General features: G+C 38.3%; 27 protein-coding genes. 1 reads left to right on the top strand and 26 read right to left on the bottom strand.

The window, feature by feature from the left end; genetic code table 11:
* Positions 1-54: 54 nt before the first annotated feature.
* From IGJ90_RS06860 to IGJ90_RS06770, 19 genes are all read right to left on the bottom strand, one after another.
* Entirely contained in the window at positions 55-2,109 is a 2,055-nt protein-coding gene (locus tag IGJ90_RS06860; RefSeq protein ID WP_002360309.1) for a cation:proton antiporter, read from the bottom strand.
* Between the two features lie 35 nt (positions 2,110-2,144).
* Complete coding sequence (locus tag IGJ90_RS06855) at positions 2,145-2,477, bottom strand: ACP phosphodiesterase (RefSeq protein ID WP_002357572.1); 333 nt, start codon at positions 2,475-2,477, stop codon at positions 2,145-2,147.
* A 77-nt stretch (positions 2,478-2,554) separates the two neighbouring features.
* A complete protein-coding gene (locus tag IGJ90_RS06850) occupies positions 2,555-3,031 on the bottom strand; it encodes a hypothetical protein (protein ID WP_002369392.1) in 477 nt (158 codons plus the stop codon).
* Positions 3,032-3,042: 11 nt separating this feature from the next.
* On the bottom strand, positions 3,043-3,237 hold the full coding sequence (locus IGJ90_RS06845; protein ID WP_002357574.1) for a hypothetical protein: 195 nt from the start codon (positions 3,235-3,237) through the stop codon (positions 3,043-3,045).
* A 193-nt stretch (positions 3,238-3,430) separates the two neighbouring features.
* The gene (locus IGJ90_RS06840; protein WP_002382324.1) at positions 3,431-4,279 is read right to left on the bottom strand and encodes a DegV family protein; all 849 of its coding nucleotides are present in this window, start codon (positions 4,277-4,279) and stop codon (positions 3,431-3,433) included.
* 75 nt (positions 4,280-4,354) lie between these two features.
* Entirely contained in the window at positions 4,355-5,527 is a 1,173-nt protein-coding gene (locus IGJ90_RS06835) for an LCP family protein (protein WP_002366689.1), read from the bottom strand.
* 143 nt (positions 5,528-5,670) lie between these two features.
* Entirely contained in the window at positions 5,671-6,519 is an 849-nt protein-coding gene (gene pheA, locus IGJ90_RS06830) for a prephenate dehydratase (protein ID WP_002366688.1), read from the bottom strand.
* Positions 6,520-6,526: 7 nt separating this feature from the next.
* A complete protein-coding gene (locus IGJ90_RS06825; RefSeq protein ID WP_002366687.1) occupies positions 6,527-7,033 on the bottom strand; it encodes a shikimate kinase in 507 nt (168 codons plus the stop codon).
* Between the two features lie 19 nt (positions 7,034-7,052).
* The gene (gene aroA, locus IGJ90_RS06820) at positions 7,053-8,339 is read right to left on the bottom strand and encodes a 3-phosphoshikimate 1-carboxyvinyltransferase (RefSeq protein ID WP_002363951.1); all 1,287 of its coding nucleotides are present in this window, start codon (positions 8,337-8,339) and stop codon (positions 7,053-7,055) included.
* Between the two features lie 6 nt (positions 8,340-8,345).
* The gene (locus IGJ90_RS06815) at positions 8,346-9,440 is read right to left on the bottom strand and encodes a prephenate dehydrogenase (protein WP_002366684.1); all 1,095 of its coding nucleotides are present in this window, start codon (positions 9,438-9,440) and stop codon (positions 8,346-8,348) included.
* A 33-nt stretch (positions 9,441-9,473) separates the two neighbouring features.
* Complete coding sequence (gene aroC / locus IGJ90_RS06810; RefSeq protein ID WP_002357582.1) at positions 9,474-10,640, bottom strand: chorismate synthase; 1,167 nt, start codon at positions 10,638-10,640, stop codon at positions 9,474-9,476.
* A gap of 1 nt (position 10,641) precedes the next feature.
* On the bottom strand, positions 10,642-11,718 hold the full coding sequence (gene aroB, locus IGJ90_RS06805; RefSeq protein WP_002365657.1) for a 3-dehydroquinate synthase: 1,077 nt from the start codon (positions 11,716-11,718) through the stop codon (positions 10,642-10,644).
* 22 nt (positions 11,719-11,740) lie between these two features.
* A complete protein-coding gene (gene aroF, locus IGJ90_RS06800; RefSeq protein ID WP_002363948.1) occupies positions 11,741-12,766 on the bottom strand; it encodes a 3-deoxy-7-phosphoheptulonate synthase in 1,026 nt (341 codons plus the stop codon).
* A gap of 36 nt (positions 12,767-12,802) precedes the next feature.
* Entirely contained in the window at positions 12,803-13,669 is an 867-nt protein-coding gene (gene aroE, locus IGJ90_RS06795) for a shikimate dehydrogenase (RefSeq protein WP_438767842.1), read from the bottom strand.
* A gap of 488 nt (positions 13,670-14,157) precedes the next feature.
* The gene (locus tag IGJ90_RS06790; protein WP_002357586.1) at positions 14,158-14,613 is read right to left on the bottom strand and encodes a hypothetical protein; all 456 of its coding nucleotides are present in this window, start codon (positions 14,611-14,613) and stop codon (positions 14,158-14,160) included.
* 89 nt (positions 14,614-14,702) lie between these two features.
* Positions 14,703-15,077 carry a thioesterase family protein gene (locus tag IGJ90_RS06785; RefSeq protein ID WP_002366681.1) on the bottom strand — a complete coding sequence of 125 codons (375 nt, stop codon included), beginning with the start codon at positions 15,075-15,077 and terminating at the stop codon, positions 14,703-14,705.
* On the bottom strand, positions 15,077-16,297 hold the full coding sequence (locus IGJ90_RS06780; protein ID WP_002366680.1) for a CCA tRNA nucleotidyltransferase: 1,221 nt from the start codon (positions 16,295-16,297) through the stop codon (positions 15,077-15,079). Before IGJ90_RS06780 ends, IGJ90_RS06785 begins: the two co-directional genes overlap by 1 nt.
* On the bottom strand, positions 16,294-17,073 hold the full coding sequence (dapB, locus tag IGJ90_RS06775; RefSeq protein WP_002366679.1) for a 4-hydroxy-tetrahydrodipicolinate reductase: 780 nt from the start codon (positions 17,071-17,073) through the stop codon (positions 16,294-16,296). The genes IGJ90_RS06780 and dapB overlap by 4 nt, the downstream gene beginning before the upstream one ends.
* Positions 17,066-17,416, bottom strand: coding sequence for a nucleotide pyrophosphohydrolase (locus tag IGJ90_RS06770; protein WP_002363944.1), 351 nt, complete (start codon positions 17,414-17,416; stop codon positions 17,066-17,068). The genes dapB and IGJ90_RS06770 overlap by 8 nt, the downstream gene beginning before the upstream one ends.
* A 123-nt stretch (positions 17,417-17,539) precedes the next feature.
* Here IGJ90_RS06770 and IGJ90_RS06765 point away from each other — a divergent pair, with 123 nt between their 5' ends.
* Positions 17,540-18,424, top strand: coding sequence for a YitT family protein (locus IGJ90_RS06765; protein WP_002357595.1), 885 nt, complete (start codon positions 17,540-17,542; stop codon positions 18,422-18,424).
* Positions 18,425-18,461: 37 nt separating this feature from the next.
* Here IGJ90_RS06765 and IGJ90_RS06760 read toward each other — a convergent pair whose 3' ends face one another.
* From IGJ90_RS06760 to cmk, 7 genes are all read right to left on the bottom strand, one after another.
* Positions 18,462-19,001, bottom strand: a complete 540-nt coding sequence (locus IGJ90_RS06760) for a ReoY family proteolytic degradation factor (RefSeq protein ID WP_002360333.1) — start codon at positions 18,999-19,001, stop codon at positions 18,462-18,464.
* 9 nt (positions 19,002-19,010) lie between these two features.
* Positions 19,011-20,267 (bottom strand): tetratricopeptide repeat protein, encoded by a 1,257-nt coding sequence (locus IGJ90_RS06755; RefSeq protein WP_438767839.1) that lies wholly within the window; start codon positions 20,265-20,267, stop codon positions 19,011-19,013.
* Positions 20,268-20,276: 9 nt separating this feature from the next.
* Complete coding sequence (locus IGJ90_RS06750) at positions 20,277-21,317, bottom strand: hypothetical protein (protein ID WP_438767837.1); 1,041 nt, start codon at positions 21,315-21,317, stop codon at positions 20,277-20,279.
* Positions 21,318-21,623: 306 nt separating this feature from the next.
* The gene (locus tag IGJ90_RS06745; protein WP_002357604.1) at positions 21,624-21,899 is read right to left on the bottom strand and encodes an HU family DNA-binding protein; all 276 of its coding nucleotides are present in this window, start codon (positions 21,897-21,899) and stop codon (positions 21,624-21,626) included.
* A 247-nt stretch (positions 21,900-22,146) separates the two neighbouring features.
* Positions 22,147-23,457 (bottom strand): ribosome biogenesis GTPase Der, encoded by a 1,311-nt coding sequence (gene der / locus IGJ90_RS06740; RefSeq protein WP_002357608.1) that lies wholly within the window; start codon positions 23,455-23,457, stop codon positions 22,147-22,149.
* A 173-nt stretch (positions 23,458-23,630) separates the two neighbouring features.
* The gene (gene rpsA, locus IGJ90_RS06735; RefSeq protein WP_002360341.1) at positions 23,631-24,842 is read right to left on the bottom strand and encodes a 30S ribosomal protein S1; all 1,212 of its coding nucleotides are present in this window, start codon (positions 24,840-24,842) and stop codon (positions 23,631-23,633) included.
* A gap of 113 nt (positions 24,843-24,955) precedes the next feature.
* Positions 24,956-25,636: a (d)CMP kinase gene (gene cmk, locus IGJ90_RS06730; protein ID WP_002357612.1), complete on the bottom strand. Its 681-nt coding sequence runs from the start codon at positions 25,634-25,636 to the stop codon at positions 24,956-24,958.
* Positions 25,637-25,707 lie beyond the last annotated feature (71 nt).

Here is a 25,707-nt window from a genome sequence, read left to right as displayed (position 1 = left end):
TAAAAAAAGTGCATGAGATAAAAATCGTCTTGGTTTCATCTCATACACTATTACTTATTCTTTATTAAAATTTTTAACAAATCGTTTCAGCGGAACGTTATTCACTTCGCCGCTAATCGAATAACTCTCTAATAAATTGACATTTTTTCGTAACTCGTTCGCTTCGATAATTGAAATGCGTTCAGATTGTTCGTAATGATCAATCATCCGTCGTTCTTCTTGGAAGCCTAATAATAGGTCTTTGACATAGTCTGTCTCCGTATGAACAATATACGAATCAATAAATTCGCCTTTTTCAAACTTATGGGCTAAATCCAAGCGTCCGTCAATGAAGAAATCAATTAAATCATCATCATAAACACCGCGCAAATTATCTAAACTCTTCAGAATAACTTGAGAATTTCTTAGAAAAACTTGGCGAATATTTTCTAGTTCTTCATTTCGTAATTCTTTTTCTTCTTCAGAAGCTTCACCACGATTGAAAAATAGCTTAGGATGTAAAAGAATCGAAATGATTTGTCGAGCAAATAATAACCAAAAGCCTACAATCGATAATAATTGTTTGGCAATCGACCGTTGCATCCGTGTAATCAAGCGTTGATACATACGATAACTTCTGACACTAATTTCTCCTTGTTTCAGACTTTCTTCTAAGCCGTCTCGTTCAATGGACACAATTAACGTCCGCAACTCTTGCACTTCTTGTTTTCGTTCCGCACTTAGCTGCTCGGTATACAATTCTTTTAAACGATCTTGATAATTTTCAATGACCGCATTCATTTCACCACGAGGATTCTCTTCATTTTGCTGTTTTAAGACATCAATGACATCACGTAATAAATCAATTTCGACTGACTCTTCATTTTCCACTTCCGTCTCTGAATCAGTTAAAAATGGTAAAACTAGAATCCCGCCAATCAGAGTCACCAAAATAACACAAGCCGTAATGAATAGTAATAACGGTCGTTCTTTAAAATGCTCGCCGTTAATCGCTGTTGGCAAAATAAAGATGGTGGCTAAACTCACTGTTCCTTTAACACCGCCAAAAGTTAAAATCAGCATTTCATTCATTGCGTTTTTAACTTTTTTAAGGCCATGTTGAAGCGTGTAAACACTGAAAATGGCTAAGAAACGAATCAAAAAGACAACGGCGCTAATAATTAGAACAACCATTAGTAGGAACCAGTTTGAATATTGTTGGTCAATCCAAATTGGCGAAAACACTTGAGAAAGTTCAATTCCTAAGAATAAGAAAACTAAAGCATTTAAAGTGAACTCAATCATACTCCAAATACTTTCGCCAACATTTGACAGTTCTGCTTCAAAAAGCGAAACTTTTTTCAAACTAGACGCTTGCATAATTCCAGCAATCACAGCGGCAATAATTCCAGAAACGCCAATCAACTCTGAAATTAAATAAGCAATAAATGGCAAGAGTAATTCAATCAACAAGTAGCCTGTAACATCTTTTGCCACTGCAGTTTCAAGTAAATGAACAATTTGCTGTTTTAATAGAACTAACACGATTCCGACTACCGCTCCACCAATACTGGAAATAACCAAGGTCCCTGCCGCTTCCACCGGCGAAAATGACCCCGTTAATAAAGCCGCTAATGCAAATTGAAAGGCTGTAACGCCTGATGCATCATTAATGAGTCCTTCACCAGATAAAATGTTCATCGAACGTTCAGGAATGTCAATTCGACCTGATAACGAACCTACCGCCACCGCATCCGTTGGCCCTAAAGCCGCCCCAAAAGCGAAGCAAGCGGCTAATGGTAAAGTAGGCAAAATCATATGCAAGGTCCAGCCGACTCCGACTAAGGTAATTAACACACCAAAAAAGGCCAAGAAAAGAATCATCCCGAAATTTTTCATCATTGCTTTCAGATTGATTAGCTCCCCTTCTCTAAATAAAAGCGGTGCAATAATCATTACTAAAAACACTTCAGGCTCAAATTCAATTTCCTGCCCCATTTTAGTTAAACCAATTAGAACGCCTACAATAATTTGCACAATTGGCAGCGGAATGACGGGAACAATCCGGTTGAATATGTTTGAGAAGGTAATAGACAGTGCAAAAACAATGATTAGAAAGGTAAATTCCATCCTATCATTCCCTTCTATATTAAATTTTTATTGACTTACCGATCAAAACATTTAAGTAATTTTTTCTTTTTAAGAATAATTTTCTTTTCGACTTCTTCTAACTCAGAACTGCGTTCGCAAAGTTCCAATTGAGCGCGTCGTGCTTCTAAACGAAGAAGTTCTCCTTTAATTAATTCAATTTTTTTGTAGCGTAAGAAATTTTTCTTTTGCATACGTTCTGCAAAGTGTTGTCGTTTTTCTTCAGGGATTGCTTGATATTTCTTTTTCAAGTCAGCGACACACTTTTCAAATTCTTCACTCACCGAAACAACTTCCTTCCAAAATTTAATCTGACTAATTATAACAAATTTTACCAAAAGTACAAGCAAAATTGCTTTCTTTTTTTCAAAAGAAATTCAGACAAAACTTAACGCGGGAAAAGCTGATTTCTAGGAGCTGAACATGGTTAATCTTCATTAACAATAATATCAATTTCTGCCTCTTCATTCATCCGTGTTGAAAGAAAAAGAACCATTTCTTCTAGTGGCGCAGAAAAGCGTAAAACCACCCCTCTTCTGCCTTTTTTTAAATACCCTAAACGAATACCATTCGGCTTTTGAACAAGGACAATCTTTTCGATATCTTTAAAGGCCGTGCCCCGATTGTCAAAAGGATGCGTAATAATACAGTCCTCCGCAAAACCTCTTGCATCGTAAAGAAAACTGAAGATGATCAAAATATATAACACACTTCGAATCATTTCAATTTTATCTCCTGCCGAAAATGCATTGGCCAGAATCATTAAACTAAAAAAAGCAACTAGATATTTTGTTGTAGGATGTTTTGCAGCCGGAATTACAATACTTTTACGTACGAAGTAAAAGTAACCATACATAACGACGACAAATAAAAATAGCAATAACGTAAATCCATCGATAATCACAAACGACTCCTTTATTTCTTTTTCTTTTGAATATCTGTTAATATATCATTTATTTCTTTAATTTCTTTTTTTGATTCATTAATCTTTTTGATAACCGCCTCACGGTTTTTTCCAGGCGGTAAGTCAATTGATTCTTGGTAGTAGTTTGCTAAAGCTTGAACTTTTTTCATTTTTTCGCTTTGCAACAAGGCTATATTTCTTTTCATTTAACCGCCTCCTCTTCCTTAGTATACATTACTTTGTAAGGAATTGCTTAATTTGCAAGATATTTTCTAATAAAAAGGAGTAATTTTACATTTTCTTATAAACAAAAAGTATTCGGCTGAGTAACAGCAGCAAACGACAAAATAATAGAATAAAAGATGAGACAGAAGTAGTTTACTTTTGTCTCATCTTTTATTATTGAGCTGAAATCGCTAAACCAATTGCTTTTTCCCCTAGGTGGGTCCCAATAACTGGACCAAAATGACCGATTTCAATTTCTGCATTTGGGTATAACTTTTGTAATTTTGCTTGTTCTTTTTCAGCAACGATGCGGTTATTAGCATGAATCACATACAGTTTAACTGGTGCTTCAATCCCTGCGTTTCGTTCACCAATAATCTTTTCTGCACGAGCAAAAGCTTTCTTTGTTGAACGGATTTTTTCAAATAATACAATCTTTCCATCTTCAAAAGTCAAGATAGGTTTAATCTTCAATAGTCCAGCAATCAAGGCTGCGCCATTCGTTAAGCGACCGCCACGAACTAAGTTGTTCAGATCTTCTACAATTAGATATGCATACGTATTGTCACGAATTAAATCTAATTTGGCAAAAATTTCTTCTAAGCTGGCTTTTTCTTCTGTTAAATCTAAAGCAGCTTCTACCATGTGTCCCATTGGCATACTTGTAATTTTTGAGTCATATGGATACAAAGCAACGCCTGGGATTTCATCAGTAAGTCCGTGCAATGTATGAACAAAACCAGAGATTCCTGAAGAAAGATGAATGCTGATGATGGTGTCGTACCCTTGTTCAGCGATTGATTTGTAAAGCTCTAACACTTCTCCTAAAGCAGGTTGTGAAGTCGTCGGAAATTCTTTACTATTATTTAGCAATGCATAATATTCATCTGCTTCAATGTCAATGCCTTCGTTGTATATTTTTCCATCTAAAATGACTGGGATGGGAATTACAAAAAGATTCGGATGATCTTTAATGCGCTCGGGTAAATAAGCTGTACTATCTGTCACAATAGCAATTTTCATTTTGTAACCTCGTTTCACTAATTTTCCACGTTGTTTCTAATATAGCATAAAAAAAGATATTTTAAAATGCTTTCCTTATTCGTTCAGGAATTTTTCGATGGCGTCAGCATTTTTTTGTTCATCTACTTCTAAAATACTGCCTGCATAAGAGGATTCACCAAAATTCCAAGAATCTGGTACCGGAACCGATAATGACTCAACCCCTGCTTTTCCTTTAATCAGCAATGATGGTCCGTTCGTTAACATGAAACTAACAGGCACATCTGTCGACATATAGCCGACTAATTTCCCAAGTGATTCTGGGGTTCTTAATAAAGTCATTGGGTTTTTCATTTGGCTCATTACAGCTGACATAACTTGTTGTTGGCGACGAACCCGACCAAAGTCGCCTTCTTCATCCATCCTAAAGCGAGCGTATTGAAGTAAGACATGTCCATCCATGACCTGTTGCCCTTTTTCAATATCAACGCCATCTAAATTCAGTGATTTTTCTGCATCGATTTTGACACCTTTTGGAAACATAGAGTCAACAATTTTTTCAAATGATTGGAAATCTACCTTAGCATAATATTTCGTATCTAAATTAAAGTTTTGTTTTAACGTTTCACGAACCAGTTCAGCACCGCCATAAGCGTATGCGGCATTAATTTTATTCGGCCCGACACCAGGAATGTCCACGAATGTATCACGCATAAATGAAATTAATTTCGGTTTTTTTGATGGTCCATTTAGTTGGAGAACCATTATTGTGTCGGCTCGTCCAGCATCTTCCCCACGTGTATCGCTGCCAAGAATTAAAATATTCTTAGCCCCGTTGCTACTTTTGACACCATTAAATGTTTCTACTTTTTCTTGAGGCAACGAGTCATCATGTTCTGCTGCAGATTTTCCTTTTAAAAACATGACTGTACTATAGGCAAATAATAGAATCAATAGGATCACTAGCCATTTGAAAAAGCGTTTTGTTTTTGATTTTTTACGTTTCTTTTTTGGTTTCTTGTCTTTTTTTCCGCGGGGTGGTTGGTCAGAACCGTTGTCACCACCTGAATCTGTTTGATGTCGCCTCTCACTTCTGCGACTGTCCTCAGTATAGCTGTCTTCGTAAACTGTCTCTTGAAGGCTTTCAGCTAGTTCTTCTGGTTCTTCTTCTCTATGTTCACCCATTGATTTTCGGGGATTAAAGGTCTTTTTATGCTCTGCTGGTCTCGATTTTTCATGAATATGTTTATAACGATCTACACGACTCATCGTGTCACTCCTTTACCTCTGTGTTTTATCACCTTTCTTAGGATACCTCATTTCGCAGGAAATTCCTATTACAAATATGTAATTTAATAAAAAATGAAACTCACTTTATCTAATAAGTAAGCTTCATTTTCATTTTTAACTCTTTAAAGTGTGGACAAAACATAGATCGGGTAATCCCCTAAAATTTTTATTTCTGCGCCAATCAGTTCCAGTTCTGTTATAGCTGCTTCAATTAATTTTTCTGGTTGATCTTTCACTAAGTCCATTAAAAAGAAGTACTCTCCGAGCTTTGTTTTCAACGGCCGCGATTCTATTTTGCTAAGATTAATCCCTCGCCAACTGAACACGCTTAATGCTTTGTGTAAAGAGCCAGGAACATTACTTGGCATCGTAATCGCCAGCGTTATTTTTTTCTCAGATAGCGGGAAAGAAATCGCTAAATTTTCAGAACCAAGAACCCAAAATCGGGTTTGATTTACCGATAAATCTTGTATATTTTTTTCAACGATGGTCAAATCATACATTTCCGCAGAAAGTTTTGGTGCAATAGCTGCAAAAGGTAATTCTGGATGTTCTGCAATGTATTTGGCGGCGTAAGCTGTTGAAGGCGTTGCTTCTAAAATCGCTTCTGGAAAGTTTTTCGCTAGAAACATCTGCGATTGAGCTAATGCTTGCGGATGTGATAAAATTTTCTGACTTTGTTGCCAGATCGCTTGATTCTCTTTTGCCACCATTAATTGTTGTTGAATCGGTAAAACTAACTCTGCTTGGACAGGTAACTGCGCTTGATGATACAAATAATCTATCGATGCGTTAACAGTTCCTTCAATCGTGTTTTCTATTGGGATAATACTACATGCCACTTCTTGCTGTTCAATTGCTTTCAAGCAAGCTGGAATCGATGCGTACGGTATCAACGTAGCATCAGGAAAAGCAGCCAACGTTGCACTGTACGTAAAGGAACCAATCGGACCTAAATAACCAACTTTCATCGTTTCTCTACTCCTTTAATTGTTGCAGAATTTCATTGATAATTTCTTCTGGTGAGCGATTGGTCGTATCAATTGTCATCTTCGCACATTCTTCGTAAAAATTTTTACGAGACTCAAACAAAGCAATGATTTCTTTTGAAGAACGTTCTATAGCTAAGGGTCGTTGGTTTTCAGTATCTTCTTTGATTCTTTTTAACAGCTCTTCTGGTGTCGCATGTAAATAAATCACTTGCTGAAAAGATTTTAATAAGCTACGATTTTCTGGTCCGACAACAATCCCGCCCCCAGTTGAAAGGACGGCTGTATTTTTTGACAGCTCCTTTAAAAGTTGGGTTTCCTGTTCTCGGAAAGCTGCTTCACCATATTTTTCGAAATAGTCAGGAATTGAGCGTCCTATTTTTTCAATTAACGCTGTATCTAAATCAAGATGAGGCATCTTTAGTTTATTGGCCAAACTTTGGCCGATAGTTGTTTTACCCGCACCCATGAAACCAATTAAAACAATGCTTTCCATGGTTCGTTATCCTCCTTCGTTAACAACTTAAACGTTCTAAGTCGTCAAAAAATGCTGGATAAGAAACTGAAACTGCTTCAGCCTTATCTAATTCAACAGTGCCTTCTTTTACAAGTAATGCAGCAATTTGTAACATCATCCCGATACGATGATCCCCATAACTGGTAACTCTTCCACCATGTAAAGAAGTTGGTCCATGTATAATTAAGCCATCATCAGTAGGCGTGATGTCGGCGCCTAAAATTGTTAATTCTTTCGCTACTGCATCAATCCGATTGGTTTCTTTGACTTTCAATTCTTCTGCATCTCGAATGATTGTCGTGCCAGTAGCCTGAGTAGCTAACAAAGCAATAATCGGTAACTCATCAATTAAACGTGGGATAATAGCGCCACCAATCTCTGTAGCTGTTAATTGACTCGTTTTTACAAGTAAATCGCCAGAATGATTGGCCTCATCTTCATTTAAAATAGTGACGGAACCGCCCATGTTTTTAATCACATCTAAAATACCTGTCCGCGTTTGATTTAAGCCAACATTTTTCAGAAGTATCTCGCTATCTGGGACTACTAAACCTGCAACTAAAAAGAAAGCCGCAGAAGAGATATCTCCAGGAACTACCACGTTTTGACCTGTTAATTGTTGCGGTCCAGTTAACATAATTTTTTTACCGTCTACTTCAAGCGTCCCACCAAATTGTCGAATCATCTCTTCTGTATGATCACGTGTCTTTTCTTTCTCAACCACTACAGAAGTGCCCTCGGCTTGCAAAGCGGCGAATAAAATAGCCGATTTCACTTGAGCACTCGCAACAGGCATTGTGTAGTCAATAGGTTGCAAATTTTGAGTCCCGCGAATAGAAATTGGCGGAAACTCCGTTTGTTGAACCCCTTGACATTCCGCTCCCATTTGGTTTAAAGGAAGCATCACACGATTCATCGGTCGTTTAGCAATAGACGCATCACCAGCTAGGCGCGTTTCAAAGGGACAGCCAGCTAAAATGCCCAGCATCAGACGAATTGTTGTCCCTGAATTTCCAACATCAATTGTATTCTTCGCCTTTTTTAAGCCTGCAAATCCTTGCCCCTCAACGGTGATTGTCGTCCCGTCATCTTCAATGTTCACACCTAAAGAACGAAACGCCGCTAAGGTACTTAAACAATCTTCGCCTCTTAGAAAATTTGTAATCGTCGTTTTTCCAGAAGAAATCGCTCCAAACATAATACTTCTATGGGAAATCGATTTGTCGCTAGGAACCATCAGAGTCCCTTGTAAATGTTTCACATTTGTACGTAGTTGCACCCTCATCACCTCTTATTTTTCGTAACACGTATAGTTCGTTTTTTTAGATAAAATTTGTTTTGCAGCTTGGCAGTCTGATTGATTTTTAAAAGACAATTGAAGAATCCCATAGATTTCTTCTCTCGTTTCTAAAATTTTAATATTTGTAAGAGAAAGGTCCGCTTCGCCTAAAATTTGCGTAATTTCAGCAATGATTCCTGGTTGATCTGGTACATCAACAAACAGATCATAGAAAGCTGGGATTGCGCCTTCTTTATGAATGGGCAACTGAGCACGTGTTTCTTTGGCCTTATCAAAAAAATTACGAATAGCTGGGGCATTTTTTTCTGTTAACCATTGGCAAACAGTAGTCATCTCTTTTTGCCAATTTTCTAGTAAGTCCAATAATACTAAGCGATTGCTTAATAAAATATCCGTCCACATCGTTGCATCAGAGGAAGCAATTCGAGTAATATCTCTGAATCCTCCAGCCGCTAGCTGCTGTGCTCTAGGGTAAGTGGTATTCAGTTGCTGACTTTCGTTCACTAAAGCTGCGGCAACAATATGTGGCAAGTGACTTAGAGCACCAGTAATTTCATCATGTTCCTGTGCAGGCATCGTAATAAACTTCGCATGCGTTCCTTTTAGTAACGTTTGTAACTCCTGAATCTGTTTGCTTTTTTCGCCATGGTCATCGGTAAAAATATAGTAGGCATTTTCAAACAAACGTTCATCAGCGGCTGTTACGCCGGATTTATGTGAACCAGCCATTGGATGACCACCAATAAAATTTTTCATGTTAAGCTTTGTTGCTAACTGATTAATTTCCACCTTGGTACTACCCACATCTGTGATCAGAGCAGTTTCTGGTGATAATTGGTTTAATTCTTCTAGTTGTACTAAAGTTGCTTTAACTGGGGAACAAAGAAAAATAATCTCTGCTCGTCTTGCCCCACTTGTTAAAGATTCAGCTATCTCATCAATTAGACCCGTTTTCTTAGCAAATTCAGTTGACTCCGCTTGATTATCAAAACCGATAATCTCACTGTTTGGATGCCCTTTTTTGATACACAAAGCCAGTGAACTCCCGATTAGCCCTAATCCTACGATTAAAATACGTTTCTTCATTTTTTCCCTCCATATACTTGCGACTTTCTTCCATTAAAAGTTTTGAGTATATAGACGATAACGTTTCACTGCTTCTTTCATTTGTTCAAATGAGTCACTATCAAATTTTTCGAGCATAGCCTTCGCTACTTCCGTTGCAACAACGGCTTCACAAACAACGCTAGCGGCCGGTACCGCCGTGCTATCAGAGCGCTCAACGCTGGCCTTATAAGGCTCTTTTGTATCAATATTCACGCTTTGTAATGGTTTATAAAGGGTTGGAATAGGTTTCATGACACCACGAACGATGATTGGCATTCCGTTGGTCATTCCTCCTTCAAAACCGCCTAAATTGTTGGAAGTTCTGGTATAACCTGTACTTTCGTCCCAAACAATCTCGTCCATCACTTGACTACCAGGGCGTTGCGCCATTTCAAATCCAATGCCAAACTCAGCACCTTTAAAAGCATTGATGCTTACAACAGCTTGCGCAATTTTGGCATCTAGTTTACGATCCCATTGAACATAGCTACCTAAGCCAGCTGGAACGCCACCCACAAGTACTTCTACTACCCCACCAATTGTATCGCCATTTTTCTTGGTTTGGTCAATTAGTTCTTTCATTTTTTCTTCTACGGAAGGATCTAATACGCGAACGGCAGATTGTTCAGATCGTTCTTGAATTTCACGAATCGTTAAATTTTCAGGAATCGTAGCTTCAATCCCGCCTAATACCGCGACATGCCCAGCGACTTGGATATCCAGTTCAGCTAAGAGTTTTTTAGCAACCGCACCAATCGCCACACGCATCGTTGTTTCTCGTGCCGAAGAACGTTCTAAAACATTCCGTAAATCATCATGTTGATATTTCATGCCACCAACTAAATCAGCATGTCCTGGACGTGGTTTACTGACGCGGCGGATTTTCTTTTGTTTTTCAGGAACTGGCTCTACTGACATCACGGAGGTCCAATTTTTCCAGTCTTTGTTTTCGACAATCAACGTTACTGGTGAGCCAAGTGTTTTACCATGCCGAATGCCCGAAGTAATACGTACTTGGTCTTTTTCAATTTTCATCCGTCCCCCACGACCGTAACCGCCTTGACGTCTTGCTAATTCTCGGTTAATCTCTTCGCTACTTAAAGGCAAGCCGGCTGGTAAGCCTTCAATAATAGCAGTTAATTCAGGTCCATGTGATTCGCCTGCTGTAATAAAGCGCATCTTAAATTCCTCCTTCTCTGTTTAAAAATGCTCGAATTTCTTCCGTTGGTAAAGAGACAATTTTCGCTTGACCAATTTTTTCTAAGACAATGATTTTAATCTGTCCCCCACGTGTTTTTTTATCATGTGTAATTGCTTGATAGAGACGTTCTTCTGGCCAACGATCTGTCGTTACTGGTAAATCGAACTTTTCTAGCATGGTGACCAACTCTTGGGTAGTCCCAAGTGGGGAAAGCCCTCGTTGTTCTGCGACTTGAGTTATTTGAATCATTCCTAAAGAAACGCCTTCACCGTGAGCAATCACCCCGTAACCAGCTGTATTTTCTAATGCGTGGCCAATCGTATGCCCAAAATTCAGAATCAAACGTAAGCCCAAATCTAATTCATCTTCTTCGACGACATCACGTTTAATCTTGCAACAGGCCGTGATAATTTCTTCTGCATGTGCCACTAAATCTTGTTCATTTTCCAAAGAGGATAAACGGTGCCACAATTCAACATCAGCGATAGCTGCTGATTTTACAATTTCTGCAATTCCTTCACGCACACGTCTAGGTTCTAATGTTTTAAGTGTATTAGGATCAATTAAAACCCCATCTGGTTGGGCAAAAGTACCGACAAGATTTTTGGCTTTTTTAGTGTTAACCGCTGTTTTACCTCCAATGCTACTATCTACTTGTGCCAGTAAGGTTGTTGGTACTTGCAAAAAGTGAATACCGCGCATATAGGTTGAAGCGACAAATCCAGCTAGATCTCCCACAACGCCTCCACCTAGAGCAATTAGACCATCACTTCGAGTCAATTGCTGTTCCGCTAAAAAATCATAAAGCAGCTGAGCTGTTTCGAGGCTCTTACTTTGTTCACCTGCCGCTACAGCAATCAATGATGTTTCAAAACCAGCAGCTTGCAGTTCTTTCTCAACAGCTACGCCATATAATTTATTCACCGTTTCATCGGTAATAATCGCTACCCGTTGTGGCTGCCACAGGCTACGTACCCAGGTGCCAATTTTATCTAAGGCACCTGTTTCGATGGTTAAATCATATGAATGTGTAGGTAACGTTACGGTTAATTTCATGTCCACTACTCCTCTGTCTTTACTAATCTTCTAAAGCATTAATTTCTTTCATTGCTTTTTCGATGATATGAACTTCTTTCATCATACGTAGGTAAGTTTTTTCATTCAAGGATTGTGGCCCATCTGACCACGCATTCGCTGGATCTGGGTGAATTTCTACAATCAAGCCGTCTGCACCTGAAGCAACACCTGCTCGGGCCATTGGCGGTACTAAATCCCAGATACCAACACCATGACTCGGATCAACAATAATTGGAAAATGACTTAATTTTTTAATTAAAGGCACCGCACTTAAATCAAGTGTATTGCGCGTAGCGGTTTCGTACGTACGAATCCCACGTTCAATGAAGATCACATTGAAATTTCCTTGCGCAGCAATGTATTCAGCTGCGTTTAGCCATTCATCAATCGTACCGGCAATCCCGCGTTTTAAGCCAATAGGTTTTCCAGTTTTACCAACCGCTTGTAATAACTTGAAATTTTGCATGTTGCGCGCACCGATTTGTAAAATGTCACTGTATTTTGCGACAAGTTCTAAATTCGCTTCATCCATCACTTCTGTAATGACTTGCATATCTAATTCATCAGCCGCTTGGCGAATGTATTTCAGTCCTTCTTCTTCTAGTCCTTGGAAAGCGTATGGCGACGTTCTAGGTTTGAATGCACCACCTCGTAAAATTGTTGCACCGCCAGCTTTAGCAATTCGCGCACATTCACGAATCTGATCTAAGCTTTCGATTGAACAAGGGCCCGCCATCATGGTCATACTGCCGTCACCGATTTTAACACCGTTCACATCAACCACTGTATTCTCTGGATGAAATAAACGACTCGTTAGTTTGTATGACAACGAAATGCGGACACTTTTTTCCACGCCTTCTAATGCTGTTAACTCTGCTTCAACTAATTTTTCTGTATCACCAATCAAGCCTATCACTGTTTTTCCATTATCTTGACTTGTTTGAGTAGTTAAGCCTGCACCTGTTACTAAATCAATGACTTGTTTCATTTGCTTTTCGGTTGCATTTTCTTTCATAATTACGATCATTATATTCTCTCCTCATGCCTTTAAACGGCGCTCTTTTTATCTATTTTCAATTTTACGTTTTACGACTGATACAGGCATTTTTTGTCCTGTCCATTGTTCAAAAGCAGCAGCGCCTTGATAAAGTAGCATGTCCAAGCCGTTGCTTGTTTCTGCGCCACGTAAACGGGCTTCTTTTAATAACTGTGTTTCTCTGGGATTATAAATAGCATCATACACAAATAACTTCGGTTGAATCATTGCATAATTTTCTATAGGACTACTATGTGCATGTGGATGCATACCCACACTCGTTGCATTAACTAACAAGACGCTTTCAGCAACATCTTTTACTAGTTTTTCAGTATCCGCTAAATCGTTTAAATGAATTACACAGTTGGTTCGTTCAGTGAAATTTGCCAGTTTTTTTTGACTGTCGTTAAACCCCGCGCTTTTCCTGTTGTAAACGGCGATTTCTTTCACGCCATCTAAAGCAGCTTGGGCAATGATTGATAAGGCTGCACCACCTGTTCCTAAGATGGTCATTTTATTCTGAAAAACGTCAACCTTTTTCTCTTTCAAACTCCACATAAAACCAGTACCATCCGTGCTGTCTCCGTAAAGTTTTCCATCTTTGTTGACGATCGTATTAATTGCGCCAACCAGTTGAGCGGTAGGACTTAGTTCATCCATATAACTTACAGCCGCCACTTTATTGGGCATTGATAAGTTGGCCCCTAACATGTGAAACGTTCGAATCGCTTCAATTGCTTGTGACAATGTCTCTTGTCCAACGTCAAACGCCAGATACCGAGCATCAACTCCTAAATTTTGAAATGCTGTATTATGAATCAACGGTGAAATACTGTGTTGGCTGGGTTTCGCGAATAACCCAGCTAAACGAGTGGCTCCAGTTATTTCTTTCATCCTGTGTGCTCCTTTACGAAATTTTTTTAGTAAGTTTCTGAAATCCTAATTTTTGGCCAAACAAAAAGGATATTCACAGTAAATTTTAAGAAAAATCTACAGTGAATACCCTACAAAAAAGCAATATAAAAGCCACTATAGATTTTCTTAAATCTACATGGCTGAAAGTCATCTTAAATTTCCCTAGCCATTATAGATACAAACGTTTGTTGTCTGTACCCATAATGTTATGAATACAAACCTATCTAAAATAGCTAAAGTAAAAGTTATTCAGTTGTGTATGGTTTTTCTTCGTTGTTGTCATAAGAATCACTCCAAAACTGATTTAATTAAGAATTGTTAACAGTATACCGCTAGAAAAAACATGTGTCAACACTTATTCGCTTATTTTTTCGACTATTCCATTAAAAACAATGTTATTTTATTCGTCAAAAGACTGAAAAAAGCCACAGGAACCAGTCATTTCACTGATTCCTGTGGGGCAAAAATTATTTTAATTCTTCAGCGTATACATCGTCAACTGTTTGTGTTGGGTCGATAACAATGTATAAGTTTTTAGTTTTTTCGCTGACTTTTGTAGATTGATAGATGTTATCCAAGCCCTCATCTGTTTTATCTTTGTAAGGGAAATAAACTAAATCTGGTGTGCCATTTTTGTAAAGAATTTCCATACGTTCGATATCTTCATATTTTAAAGCACGAGAGAACATCCCTAATTCTAAGCCACCTAAGTTAATATCGTGGGTTTGAACATGATCTCCTTCTTGGAAAATTTCAATTTTGAACCCTTCACATGGATGAATTTCAACAAATTCACTACCATGGATACGGCCAAAACTTGTTGTAATATGTTTGATCCATAAATCACCAATAAAACGACGATCAATCGTCCAAGTTTCACCATTTCTGAAATAAAATTTAAGTCCTGTCATTTCTCTAGCCATAGCACAAATCTCCTTACTTAAAAATAATTTCTTACATTATTAGTTTACCATACTTTTGATAAACGGTCACAAACTTTCGCTATAGATTCTTAATCTTTTGTTATTCTTTTTAAAAAAGAATCAATCTCAACTACTGCACGTTGGTGAGAACCTTTGGCAATTTGTCGTTCTCCTTCATAAGCAACAAATTCATAGCGTATTTTGTGTGCAGTCTGTTCAATGCTGGTCATCGTAACAACGATTGTCGCCCCTACCGCGGATGGATATAAGTGGCGCAATTCTAACACCGTTCCGACAGTTGTTTCCCCAACTGATAATTGCTCCTTCACAGCTTCTTTGGCTGTTTGTTCAATCATGGCAGCTAAAGCAGGGGTTCCTAAAACTTCTAAGTCACCAGAACCGAGCATTTTAGCCGTTTGTGATTCTTTCACCAAGAATTCTTTTGTAAACATTTCTGTTGGCATTATGCTTTCTCTCCTTTTGAACGTTGTTTTTTGGCAAACGAAAGCAGAACTTCTTGTTTATTCTCTAAGCTACCTTCAACAACGTGTTGCTCGATTTCAGCAATCAGTTCCCCTAACCATTTGCCTGGTGTTTCTTCTAAGATGGCTAAAAGGTCTTTTCCTGTGATGGCCAATTCATGTCTTTGATGGATGGGTAATGCCTTAACTAACTCTTTTGTTACTTGTACTTGACTCTCTTGTTGGTAATAATATAAAAGCCTTTCAACAAGTACTGCTGATTCTTCGCCTAATTCATAAAGCATCATTGGCTGCCAGTCGTTACTCAAGCGAAAACGCAAACCGCGTACTAATTGTGAAACGTTTTGGATTAATTGATTGGAAAGTTTCCAAGCCTTTAAGAAGGAGCGAATTTCTGCTTCTGGTAAATTCAACGATTGGATAAGTAACGTCCACGCTTCTGCTTCTGTTTCAATTTGACGAGCAGGCAAGTCCATTAAACGAAAAAGTCCAGCCCCTTGTTCTCGTAATTTGGGACAATATTGATAGCATTCTGTTTCAATAAACGGAGCTAAGCCACCTTGTCGATTAACCCCTAAAAGCATTTTTACAAATTCAATTGTAATGCGTTCTACTGAAATTTTTTCCAATAAAGGATGAAATTCAGCGATAGCAGCTAAGGTTTTTTCTTCAATTTTAAAATCTAATTGGCTAGCAAAGCGTAAGCCCCGCATCATCCGCAGAGCATCTTCATGAAACCGCTCATGGGGATTGCCGACTGCACGAATGGTTTGATTAGTTAAATCTTCGATACCATCAAATAAATCAATGATTTCGCCTGTGCTGTCGAGCGCCAAGGCATTAATCGTAAAATCTCGCCGTTTTAAATCTTCTTTCAAGGAGCGAACAAAGGTGACTTCATCTGGTCGACGAAAGTCTTGATAAGTTGACTCGGTACGAAAGGTTGTTACTTCATACTGTTGGTCTTCCATCAATACAAGGACTGTGCCATGTTCGATGCCCACATCAACGGTTCGTTTAAAAATTTGCTTGATTTCTTCTGGATAGGCACTTGTCGCAATATCGACATCATGGATTGGTTTATTTAATAAAGCATCACGGACACTGCCCCCGACAAAATACGCTTCAAAGCCCTGTGCATTGATTTCGCGAATAACGGGAGCGGCTTCTTTAAATTCGTTTGGAATAGTTGTCAATTTCATAGCATCTGTTCCAATCCGTAAAGTAGTTCTGTTCTCTGTACCACTTGCCGACAAGCTAACGCCACTCCTGTCATGAATGAACGCCGATCATAAGAATCATGCCGAATAGTGAGCCCTTCACCTACACTGCCAAATTGGACTTGTTGGTGTGCCACTAAACCAGGTAAGCGGACACTATGGATTCGCAGACCCTCGAAATCAGCCCCGCGTGCCCCTGGTATTGATTCTACCTCTTGCGGATTCCCTTGTTTTTTTGCTGGCCGAACTTCTTGAATCATTTCTGCAGTTTTTATAGCCGTTCCGCTCGGTGCATCCAATTTGTTATCATGATGTAATTCAATGATTTCCACATCTGGAAAATACTGCGCCGCTTTTTGGGCAAATTGCATCATTAAAACTGCCCCAATTGCAAAGTTTGGCGCAATTAAGCCGCCGATGGCTTTTTCTCGAGATAGGTTTGTCAATTCGTTGATTTGTTCCTCCGTAAAGCCTGTCGTCCCAACAACAGGCGCCATACCGTGTTCCAACGCAAAACGCGTATTTGGATAGGCGGCTTCAGGAACCGTAAAATCAATCCAAACATCTGGGTTGACAACTAGGACTTCTTCTAAGCGCTGAAAAACGGGAATTGCTGTTTCATCATTGAAAGAAACAGTTTCTTGTGCTTCATGAGGATCATACACACCTACTAATTCAAAGTCTGCAGTTTCTAAGACCATTTGTGTAGCAGTACTGCCCATCCGTCCTTTAAACCCAGCGACAATTATTTTAATCATGTGTTTTCCCATCCTTTCTTTCAAAGCGATAGCGATCCCGCTTGTTAAATTTGGCCATATTTTCTTCAAAAACTTCGGTTAAATCAATCTCTAAAGAATTTGCCATGCTAATCAATACAAAAAAGACATCTCCAAGTTCCTCTGATACTGTCTTTGGTTTTTCGTCTGCTTTTTTCTGTTTTTCACCATAATAATGATTGACTTCACGGGCTAATTCTCCGACCTCTTCCGTCAAACGAGCCATTTGTCCTAATGGTGAAAAATAGCCTGTTTTAAACTGTTGAATATAATCATCAACTTCTGTTTGCATCGATTGCAAACTACGTTGTTCTGATTCTGACATTTTACCCCAACCTTTCTTACTCTACCTCCTACATCTTATCAAAAACTTGGCTATCTGGAAAGGTTCTACTTGTTGTTTTATATAGAGAATGATACAGTTTATACTGTAAAAGGACGTGATTAAATGGAAGAACAAAGATTTTATTTTAAAGATGTGTTATTTATTGTATTAGGAAGCTGTATCTATGCCTTTGGTTTGGTTACTTTCAATATTGCCAATGACCTGGCCGAAGGTGGTGTCACGGGGATTACTTTGATTTTAAGGGCCTTATTTCATTTTAACCCAGCATATACGACATTATTAATCAATATTCCGCTCTTATTAATTGGTGGTAAAATTTTAGGCAAACGTTCCCTCTATTATACGCTAATTGGTACCGTGTCGTTATCGGTATTTTTGTGGTTTTGGCAAAAATTTCCTGTTGAAATTAATTTAGATCATGATTTATTGATTGCTGCTCTCCTAGCTGGTTTGGCCGCAGGATTCGGGAGTGGCCTTGTTTACCGCGTAGGCGGAACCACTGGTGGGACCGACGTCATTGCCCGCATTTTCGAAAAATACTTTGGGATTAGCATGGGCCGCTCGTTGTTACTTTTTGATGTTGCAGTCTTACTCCTCTCGTTGACCTATATTGATGTCAAACGAATGATGTATACTTTAATTGTGTCCTTTGTTTTCAGTCGTGTTGTTGATTCTGTACTCGATGGAGCCTATGCTGCGAAAGGAATTTTAATTGTTTCCAATCATTCCGAAGAAATCGGTCAAAGTTTAATGGCTTCTTTAGAACGCGGGGTAACATATTTAAATGGTGAAGGTGCTTATTCACAAGTGGAAAAACGGGTTCTCTACACGGTAGTCAGCCCTCGAGAAATAATGGAAGTCAAACGGATTGCTAATGAAATAGATGAAAAAGCCTTTGTGTCCATCATTAACGTACATGAAGCAATTGGCGAAGGCTTTACTTATGCAAAACCCAGCAAACAACGGCGCTTTAAATTAAAACAATAAATAAAACCCAGCATTTTCAATAAATGCTGGGTTTTATTTATTGTTGTTTCAAACGATTTAATTCATCGGATAATTCTAAAAACGCTTCTTTGTTGCCTGTTTCTAAAGCATCATCAATTTGAGCTTTAAGTAATGCCATTCGTTGCGTTTGTTCTTCTTGCTTAAAGTATTGATCAATCGCTCTGGCAACTTCCTGATCCACTTGTTCATTCCATGGCGCAAACGGATTGTCTTCTAAAACAGATAAATACTGGCTCGTTTGCCAAGCCTCTGGAAATACACATTCTAAATAAAGAGCTTTCCGCCAATTCATCCGAATCTCATGAAAAATTTGTTCCGGATCTGTAAATTCTTGTGCTTGGATAAAAAGCAATAACGGCTCCTTACCTAAACCATCCGCTACCACACGGATCCCCCGATCGGTTTTCTCTACGTTCTCAACAAAATGAACATTATTTAAAATCGCATCATGCGTTAATAAGTAATTTAAAATCCACAGTACTTCTCTTCTTCCAAAAGGCACGGTATTCACTAACCAAGTTAAAAATTTTTTCTTTTCTGATAAACTAACAAACATCGTCGTTTCCTATCTTTCTTCCATATCTGCTAGCACAGATTGCATGTCTACATCACCAGGTTCATGTTCCAAATAGTGGTATAACAAGTGTTTTGCTTTTTCAAGTTCGCCTTCTTCTCGTAAGAACAATGCGTATTCTTTTAGAAATTCTGGTTCGTGAGACAATTCTTGCGCTGCTTGTTCATAATGAACTTTAGCGACGGCAAAGTTTTCTAATTCGTTGTACGCTTTTGCTAAGTTCCATTCAGCATAAGGATGATCCGTTTCCTCTAAATCATTTAAGATAGTAATTACTTCCTCAAAACGCTCTTCCGTGATGTAGAGATTACTTAAGGTCAAACGACTTTCATCTGTTTTCTCACCTAATTCCAAAGCTTTTAACAACCAGTTTTCAGCACCAGCAATATCGTGTAAGCGATAAGCATTTTCAGAGGCAAATTGGTATAACTCTACTTGGAAGGGGTTTTCCGCAATTCCTTCTTCGATCACCGCTTTTGCTTCCTCTAATTGCTCTTCTTCTTGGAGCGCTTCCGCTAAATATAGATAAAGTGATTGATAATGTGGGTTTAGTGTTTTTAATTGCTGGAACAACGCAATGGCTTTTTGATTCTCATGTAACTGTAAATAAGTGAAAGCTAACTGGAATAAACGATCGTCTGTTTGTTCTTCTTTGACCGCGGCTTCCAAATAAGGAACTGCTTCTTCAAAATCACCTAACATGCTGTAACTACTTCCTAAGCGTTCATTCAAGGAAATAGCAGAGATTTGCGCTGTCCCACTTTCTACAATGCTTTGATAACGAGTAATAGCCTCAACAAATTGACCATTTGTAAAATATAGTTCTCCCAAAGCAAATTGAATTAACGGCTCTTCTGGCATAAGATTGGCTGCTTCTTTTAATTTCGCTTCACTGACTTCTGGAATCCCTAAAACTTGGTACAAATCCGCAGTGACTAAGAGACTTTGGATATAACTGTCACTAGTTTCTGGAATTTTTTCTAAATAGATGAATGCGTCATCTATTTCATTATTTTCAATGGCGATTTCTGCTAATGGAATGTTTAAGCCATCTGCATCGGGAAATTGTTCCAACAACTGTTGGAAAATTTGTTTGGTTTCTTCTAGAAAACCTAAAGATAATAACGTTTCCCCTAAATCAGCTAAGGTATTTTCATCATCTTTCTTTAATGCTTCTTCAAACATCAACTGTGCTTCTGCTAAATTTTCAGCTTGTAATGCTTGAACCATTTTTTCACTATATGACATAATTTCCCCTCAAATCTCTTTTAAAATTTCTTGGTATCTTTCAATCGTTGTTAACAGTTGATCGGGCGTTGGCTTTAAAGCTGCTCCTAGTTGACCGATTTTTTCCAACACCATAGGAGGACCTAGTGTTTCTGTGTGAGCCAAGACTTGTTCTGCGTAATCAGCACTTAAAATTTCTTTTGGAAACGCCACCGGAAAACCTAAGCGAATAAACCAAACGATAAAATTTTTAAATTGAAAGTCAAAGTGATTGACTTGCTGGCTCCATAAAACTTGTAACAATAATCCCAATAATCGTTTCATGGGACCTGATAACAAATGGCCATTTTCGGTTGTAGCAAAGGCCGCTTCAAAAACTCGGCCAAATTGATCCACTTTTTCCCCTGCTTGTTCATAAAAAGATAACAACTCGTCTAAAATACCATTAAATGACGTTTGATTCAACCGTTTTTTATCTGGATACGTTTGGTATAGCATTTGTAAATAAGCATAATCACAGACAAGACCCGCTCGAATAAAAACGAGCAAATCAATTAAAGGAGCGGCACCTTTTTTATTGGTCAAGGTACTATCAAACAAAATTTTTTCTGAATGATTTTCTATATGCATGGTTGCATGCTGTGCTTGCTGAATTGTGACACTTGGTAAAAGCCCTTGCCGTAACGCTTGAACAGACACAGGCATCAGCCAACATTTGGAGGAACACTTACTTACTTGGTGCAAAAATGCGGTTAATTGTAGTACCCCTTCATTACCCAAACCAATCAATAAAACATCCTGATTTTCTGGCCAATCAGCTAAGAAACGTAACACACTTTCTAATTCTGATAAGTCATTGCAATGAACATCATTGCGACAAATATACCAGTTTAATCCCAACTGTTCCCCAAAGGCATAATTAATCTTCTCCGAAAAAAGATCATAGTAACGCTGATTCGCCAAAACAACGATTGACTCCGTCGTTACTGGTCGTTTTTTTAGGACAGAAACGAATGTTTCTCCATAAATAATAGCGACCTTGTTTTCCCCTCTAGAATAGTTGTATTTCATTGATTCACCACCTTAAGACTGTTTCCTCTTCCTTCACCCCAAGTCTAGCATAACCACTAAAAAACAGCTACTGGCAACAACTTATTTTTGTCCTTCATTCATAAATCTTTCTCTTTTTATCAAAAAAGCAAGGAGCGAGTGTCGAACCGTTCCCGCTTGATTCTCGGAGCGAAGCACGTTTTTCTCACCCAAGGTTCGTTACAATTTAGCCTTTTAGCGTACTGTTTCGACCACCTCTTAAAATAACATTTTTTATGTATGATTCAAAAAAGAACCCTTGGAAACCAAGGGTTCTAATTGTCTGTCTTATTTCACTGCATCTTTCAATGCTTTACCTGGTTTGAATGCAGGTACTTTGCTTGCAGCGATTTGAATTTCTTGTCCAGTTTGTGGGTTACGTCCTTTACGAGCTGCGCGTTCGCGAACTTCAAAGTTACCAAAACCGATTAATTGAACTTTTTCACCTTTAGCAAGAGTTTCTTGAATTGTTGAAAAGACAGCGTCTACTGCTGCAGTAGCATCTTTTTTAGTTAAACCAGTTGAAGATGCAACGTTTTCGATTAATTCTGCTTTATTTGCCATGGATCATTTCACCTCCTCTATAAGAGATACGATGTTTTTACACACCTAAAGTTCCGTCTATTTTTGAGTGGTCCAAAAACAGACAGCAAATATTGATCTGGTTCAATATTCTGTTAACAAGATAGCATAAGAAAGTTGTAATAGCAAGGTTTTTAGTGTATTTTAACCAGTTTTTTCAAAAAATAATCATTTTTTCTCAAAGTTGATAAATTTATTTGAATATCTAAAAAAAGTATGGTAGAATGCACTATTTTCGGCGTCGCGGAATGATTTTAATTGGCGTACCTTCAAACGTAAATGCTTTTCTGATTTGATTTTCTAAAAACCGGGCATAAGAAAAGTGCATTAGTTCTTCTTCGTTGACAAAAATAACAAATGTAGGTGGTTTGACTGCCACTTGTGTTGCATAAAAAATCTTCAAACGTTTTCCTTTATCGGTTGGTGTTGGATTAATTGCTACAGCATCCATTACAACGTCATTTAACAACGCTGAAGGAATCCGTAAGTTTTGATTCATACTTACTGTTTCAATTAGTTCAGGCAGTTTATTTAAACGTTGTTTGGTTAATGCAGACACAAAAATAATAGGTGCATAATCTAAATATTGGAATTCATCACGAATTTCCGCTTCAAAATCACGCATTGTATTTGTATCTTTTTTGACTGTATCCCATTTGTTGACCACGATAATAATACCGCGACCTGCTTCATGGGCATAGCCCGCCACACGCTTGTCTTGCTCACGAATACCTTCTTCTGCATTCAAGACCATTAAAACAATGTCTGAGCGTTCAATCGCCCGCATTGCGCGCATGACGCTATATTTTTCAGTTGATTCGTATACTTTCCCACGTTTACGCATACCAGCCGTATCAATCATTAAGAACTTTTGACCTTCTTCAGATTCAAAATACGTATCGATTGCATCTCGCGTTGTTCCTTCAATATCTGAAACAATCACACGATCTTCACCAAGAATAGCATTAATCAATGATGATTTACCGACATTTGGACGCCCGATTAAACTAAATTTAATTGTATCTTCGTCCTCTTCTTCTGAAGTGTTAGGAAAATGTTTAACTGCTTCGTCTAACACATCGCCAATGCCTAAACCATGACTACCAGAAACTGGGAAAGGATCCCCTAGTCCTAAAGCATAAAATTCATAAATATCATTACGCATTTCAGGATTGTCAACTTTATTAACAGCTAAGATCACTGGTTTATTACTACGATATAAAATTTTTGCTACTAACTCATCTGCATCAGTAATTCCTTCACGGCCACTAGCAACAAAGATAATCACATCTGCTTCATCAATCGCAATTTCTGCTTGGTGTTTGATTTGGTCCATAAATGGTTCGTCACCTAAATCAATCCCACCTGTATCAATAATACTAAATTCACGCCCTAACCATTCTCCAGTTGTATAAATACGGTCGCGTGTTACGCCAGGAGTATCTTCTACAATCGAGATACGCTCACCGGCAATGCGGTTAAAAATAGTCGATTTACCGACATTCGGTCTACCGACAATCGCAATAGTTGGATTTGCCATTTGATTCCCTCCTTGAGAATTTCAATCCTTACTAGTTTACCTAATCAAACCTTAAAGTGCAAGAAAAGTTTTAGTTTCTGCTGATTTTCTAACCAATTCAAGAAAAAATGAGTTTGACACAGCCGATCTGTTTACGGCTATGTCAAACTCATAAATTTCAAGAAAGTAACGTGTTATTCCTCTTCTTTCGCATCAGATAAAGCGTCACCTAAAATATCGCCCATGGTAAAGCCAGTATTTTCTTCAGGCAATTCATATTCCTGTTCTTCTTTTGGTTCTTCTTGAGACTCAGGTTTTGGTTCTAACGCTTTGATACTTAAAGCAATACGATGTTCCTCTGGATTAACTTCTAAAACTTTCACTTGTACTTGATCCCCTTCATGAAGGACTTCATGAGGCGTTGCAATATGCTTGTGAGAAATTTGAGAAATATGCACTAATCCTTCCACACCAGGGAAAACTTCCACAAAGGCACCGAAGCTTGTTAGGCGTTTTACTGTGCCATCTAAAACAGTCCCAGCGGCTGCTTTTGTTTCGATATCTGTCCATGGTCCAGGCAATGTTTCTTTAATAGATAAAGAAATACGTCCTTCTTCTGGATTAATTGAAAGAATTTTTACTTGAACGTCTTCGCCAACAGTTAACGCATCACTTGGTTTGCCCACATGCTGATGAGCAATTTCAGAAACATGAACTAAACCATCCACGCCACCTAAATCAATGAATGCACCGAAATCTGTTAAACGAGCTACTTTCCCTTCAACAACGTCTCCGTCATGTAAAGAAGAAAGTAATTCTTCTTTTTTCGATTCTTTTTCAGCTTCAACAACTGCTTTATGTGAAAGAATTAAGCGGTTTTCTGAAGGTTCGATTTCAATAATTTTAAATGCTAGTGTTTGACCTTTATATTCAGAAAAATCTGCAACAAAATGATCTTCAACCATTGAGGCAGGAACAAATCCGCGAACACCGACATCAACAACCAAACCACCTTTAACAACATTTGTAACAGGTGCTTCGATTACTTTGCCCGCTTGGAAATCTTGTTCAATTTCTTCCCAAACTTTTTTAGCATCTAAACGGCGTTTTGACAGTAAATAACTGCCGTTTTCTTTATCTTTGCCAATTGATGTGATCACAACTAAATCTAACACATCACCGACTTTCACAAGTTCGTGTACATCTTCAACTGGTAAAGTCGATAATTCCTTTGCAGGAACAACGCCTTCAACGCCCGCTCCTTCAATGCCGACAACAACTTGTTTGTCTTCAATGGCTAAAACTTCGCCTTTAACAATATCGCCAACACTGACTTCTTGAACGCTGTTCATTGCATCTTCCATTGTTTCGTTGTTTGCTACTTGTTTGTCTTCAAAATCTGTCATGCCTCTTATCCTCCTATGCCAACAAAAATTCCAAAACTTAGCTATATATACTTACATAGTACGAGATTTTTGTAAAAAAATAAAGCGATTTCTTCTATTTTTCTTAAAATTCTTTAAAAAAGTTCAAAACCTTTTTGTTTAATCACATTTTGTATGGCGGCGACGACTTCTTCAATCGTCAACCCTGTTGTATCGATTTTCACAGCATCACTTGCTTGGACAAGGGGTGATACTTCTCTGGTTGAATCTAAATAATCCCGACGTTCAATCTCCGCCTTCAAGGTTTCAAAATCCGTCTCAATCCCTTTTTCTTGATTTTCTTTAAAACGACGTTCTGCACGTTCTTCAACGCTAGCCACCAAGAATATCTTTACTTCGGCCTTTGGTAAAACTGCAGTACCAATATCTCGACCATCCATGACAACTCCGCCGGCTTGACCAATTTTCTGTTGTAACGCCACCATTTCTTCTCTAACTTTTGCATGTTTTGAAACAGCTGAAACAGCATTCGTTACATCTGGCTGGCGAATCGCTTCGGTCACTTCATGACCGTCGATAAAAACACGTTGGCCATTCTCTGCTTGCTGAAAAGAAATAGTGTGGTTGACACAAAGCGCTACTAATGGCTCTTCCGCTTGAATGTCGATTTGATTTTGCAAGGCCAGATACGTAATCGCTCGGTACATGGCACCCGTGTCACAATACACATAATTCAATTGTTTTGCTAAAATTTTTGCAACTGTACTTTTGCCTGACGAAGCTGGTCCGTCAATAGCAATACTGATTTTCCCCATGAAAAAACTCCTTAACTGATATGCATCCTTTAAAATGCGCTTCTTCTTTTATATTAAAATCAGAAGAAAAG

Origin of the sequence: Enterococcus sp. AZ129 (genome assembly GCF_051714505.1) — a bacterium.
Classification (GTDB): domain Bacteria; phylum Bacillota; class Bacilli; order Lactobacillales; family Enterococcaceae; genus Enterococcus; species Enterococcus faecalis.
This window is presented reverse-complemented; position numbering and strand designations above follow the sequence as displayed.

Coding starts and splice junctions, on each gene's coding strand:
- IGJ90_RS06860 (WP_002360309.1), bottom strand. CDS start 2,109: ATGGAATTTACCTTTCTAATCATTGTTTTTGCACTGTCTATTACCTTC.
- IGJ90_RS06845 (WP_002357574.1), bottom strand. CDS start 3,237: ATGAAAAGAAATATAGCCTTGTTGCAAAGCGAAAAAATGAAAAAAGTT.
- IGJ90_RS06840 (WP_002382324.1), bottom strand. CDS start 4,279: ATGAAAATTGCTATTGTGACAGATAGTACAGCTTATTTACCCGAGCGC.
- IGJ90_RS06835 (WP_002366689.1), bottom strand. CDS start 5,527: ATGAGTCGTGTAGATCGTTATAAACATATTCATGAAAAATCGAGACCA.
- pheA (WP_002366688.1), bottom strand. CDS start 6,519: ATGAAAGTTGGTTATTTAGGTCCGATTGGTTCCTTTACGTACAGTGCA.
- IGJ90_RS06825 (WP_002366687.1), bottom strand. CDS start 7,033: ATGGAAAGCATTGTTTTAATTGGTTTCATGGGTGCGGGTAAAACAACT.
- aroA (WP_002363951.1), bottom strand. CDS start 8,339: ATGAGGGTGCAACTACGTACAAATGTGAAACATTTACAAGGGACTCTG.
- IGJ90_RS06815 (WP_002366684.1), bottom strand. CDS start 9,440: ATGAAGAAACGTATTTTAATCGTAGGATTAGGGCTAATCGGGAGTTCA.
- aroC (WP_002357582.1), bottom strand. CDS start 10,640: ATGCGCTTTATTACAGCAGGCGAATCACATGGACCTGAATTAACTGCT.
- aroB (WP_002365657.1), bottom strand. CDS start 11,718: ATGAAATTAACCGTAACGTTACCTACACATTCATATGATTTAACCATC.
- aroF (WP_002363948.1), bottom strand. CDS start 12,766: ATGATCGTAATTATGAAAGAAAATGCAACCGAAAAGCAAATGAAACAA.
- aroE (WP_438767842.1), bottom strand. CDS start 13,669: ATGAAAGAAATAACTGGAGCCACTCGTTTAGCTGGGTTATTCGCGAAA.
- IGJ90_RS06790 (WP_002357586.1), bottom strand. CDS start 14,613: ATGGCTAGAGAAATGACAGGACTTAAATTTTATTTCAGAAATGGTGAA.
- IGJ90_RS06785 (WP_002366681.1), bottom strand. CDS start 15,077: ATGCCAACAGAAATGTTTACAAAAGAATTCTTGGTGAAAGAATCACAA.
- IGJ90_RS06780 (WP_002366680.1), bottom strand. CDS start 16,297: ATGAAATTGACAACTATTCCAAACGAATTTAAAGAAGCCGCTCCCGTT.
- dapB (WP_002366679.1), bottom strand. CDS start 17,073: ATGATTAAAATAATTGTCGCTGGGTTTAAAGGACGGATGGGCAGTACT.
- IGJ90_RS06770 (WP_002363944.1), bottom strand. CDS start 17,416: ATGTCAGAATCAGAACAACGTAGTTTGCAATCGATGCAAACAGAAGTT.
- IGJ90_RS06765 (WP_002357595.1), top strand. CDS start 17,540: ATGGAAGAACAAAGATTTTATTTTAAAGATGTGTTATTTATTGTATTA.
- IGJ90_RS06760 (WP_002360333.1), bottom strand. CDS start 19,001: ATGTTTGTTAGTTTATCAGAAAAGAAAAAATTTTTAACTTGGTTAGTG.
- IGJ90_RS06755 (WP_438767839.1), bottom strand. CDS start 20,267: ATGTCATATAGTGAAAAAATGGTTCAAGCATTACAAGCTGAAAATTTA.
- IGJ90_RS06750 (WP_438767837.1), bottom strand. CDS start 21,317: ATGAAATACAACTATTCTAGAGGGGAAAACAAGGTCGCTATTATTTAT.
- IGJ90_RS06745 (WP_002357604.1), bottom strand. CDS start 21,899: ATGGCAAATAAAGCAGAATTAATCGAAAACGTTGCATCTTCAACTGGT.
- der (WP_002357608.1), bottom strand. CDS start 23,457: ATGGCAAATCCAACTATTGCGATTGTCGGTAGACCGAATGTCGGTAAA.
- rpsA (WP_002360341.1), bottom strand. CDS start 24,842: ATGACAGATTTTGAAGACAAACAAGTAGCAAACAACGAAACAATGGAA.
- cmk (WP_002357612.1), bottom strand. CDS start 25,636: ATGGGGAAAATCAGTATTGCTATTGACGGACCAGCTTCGTCAGGCAAA.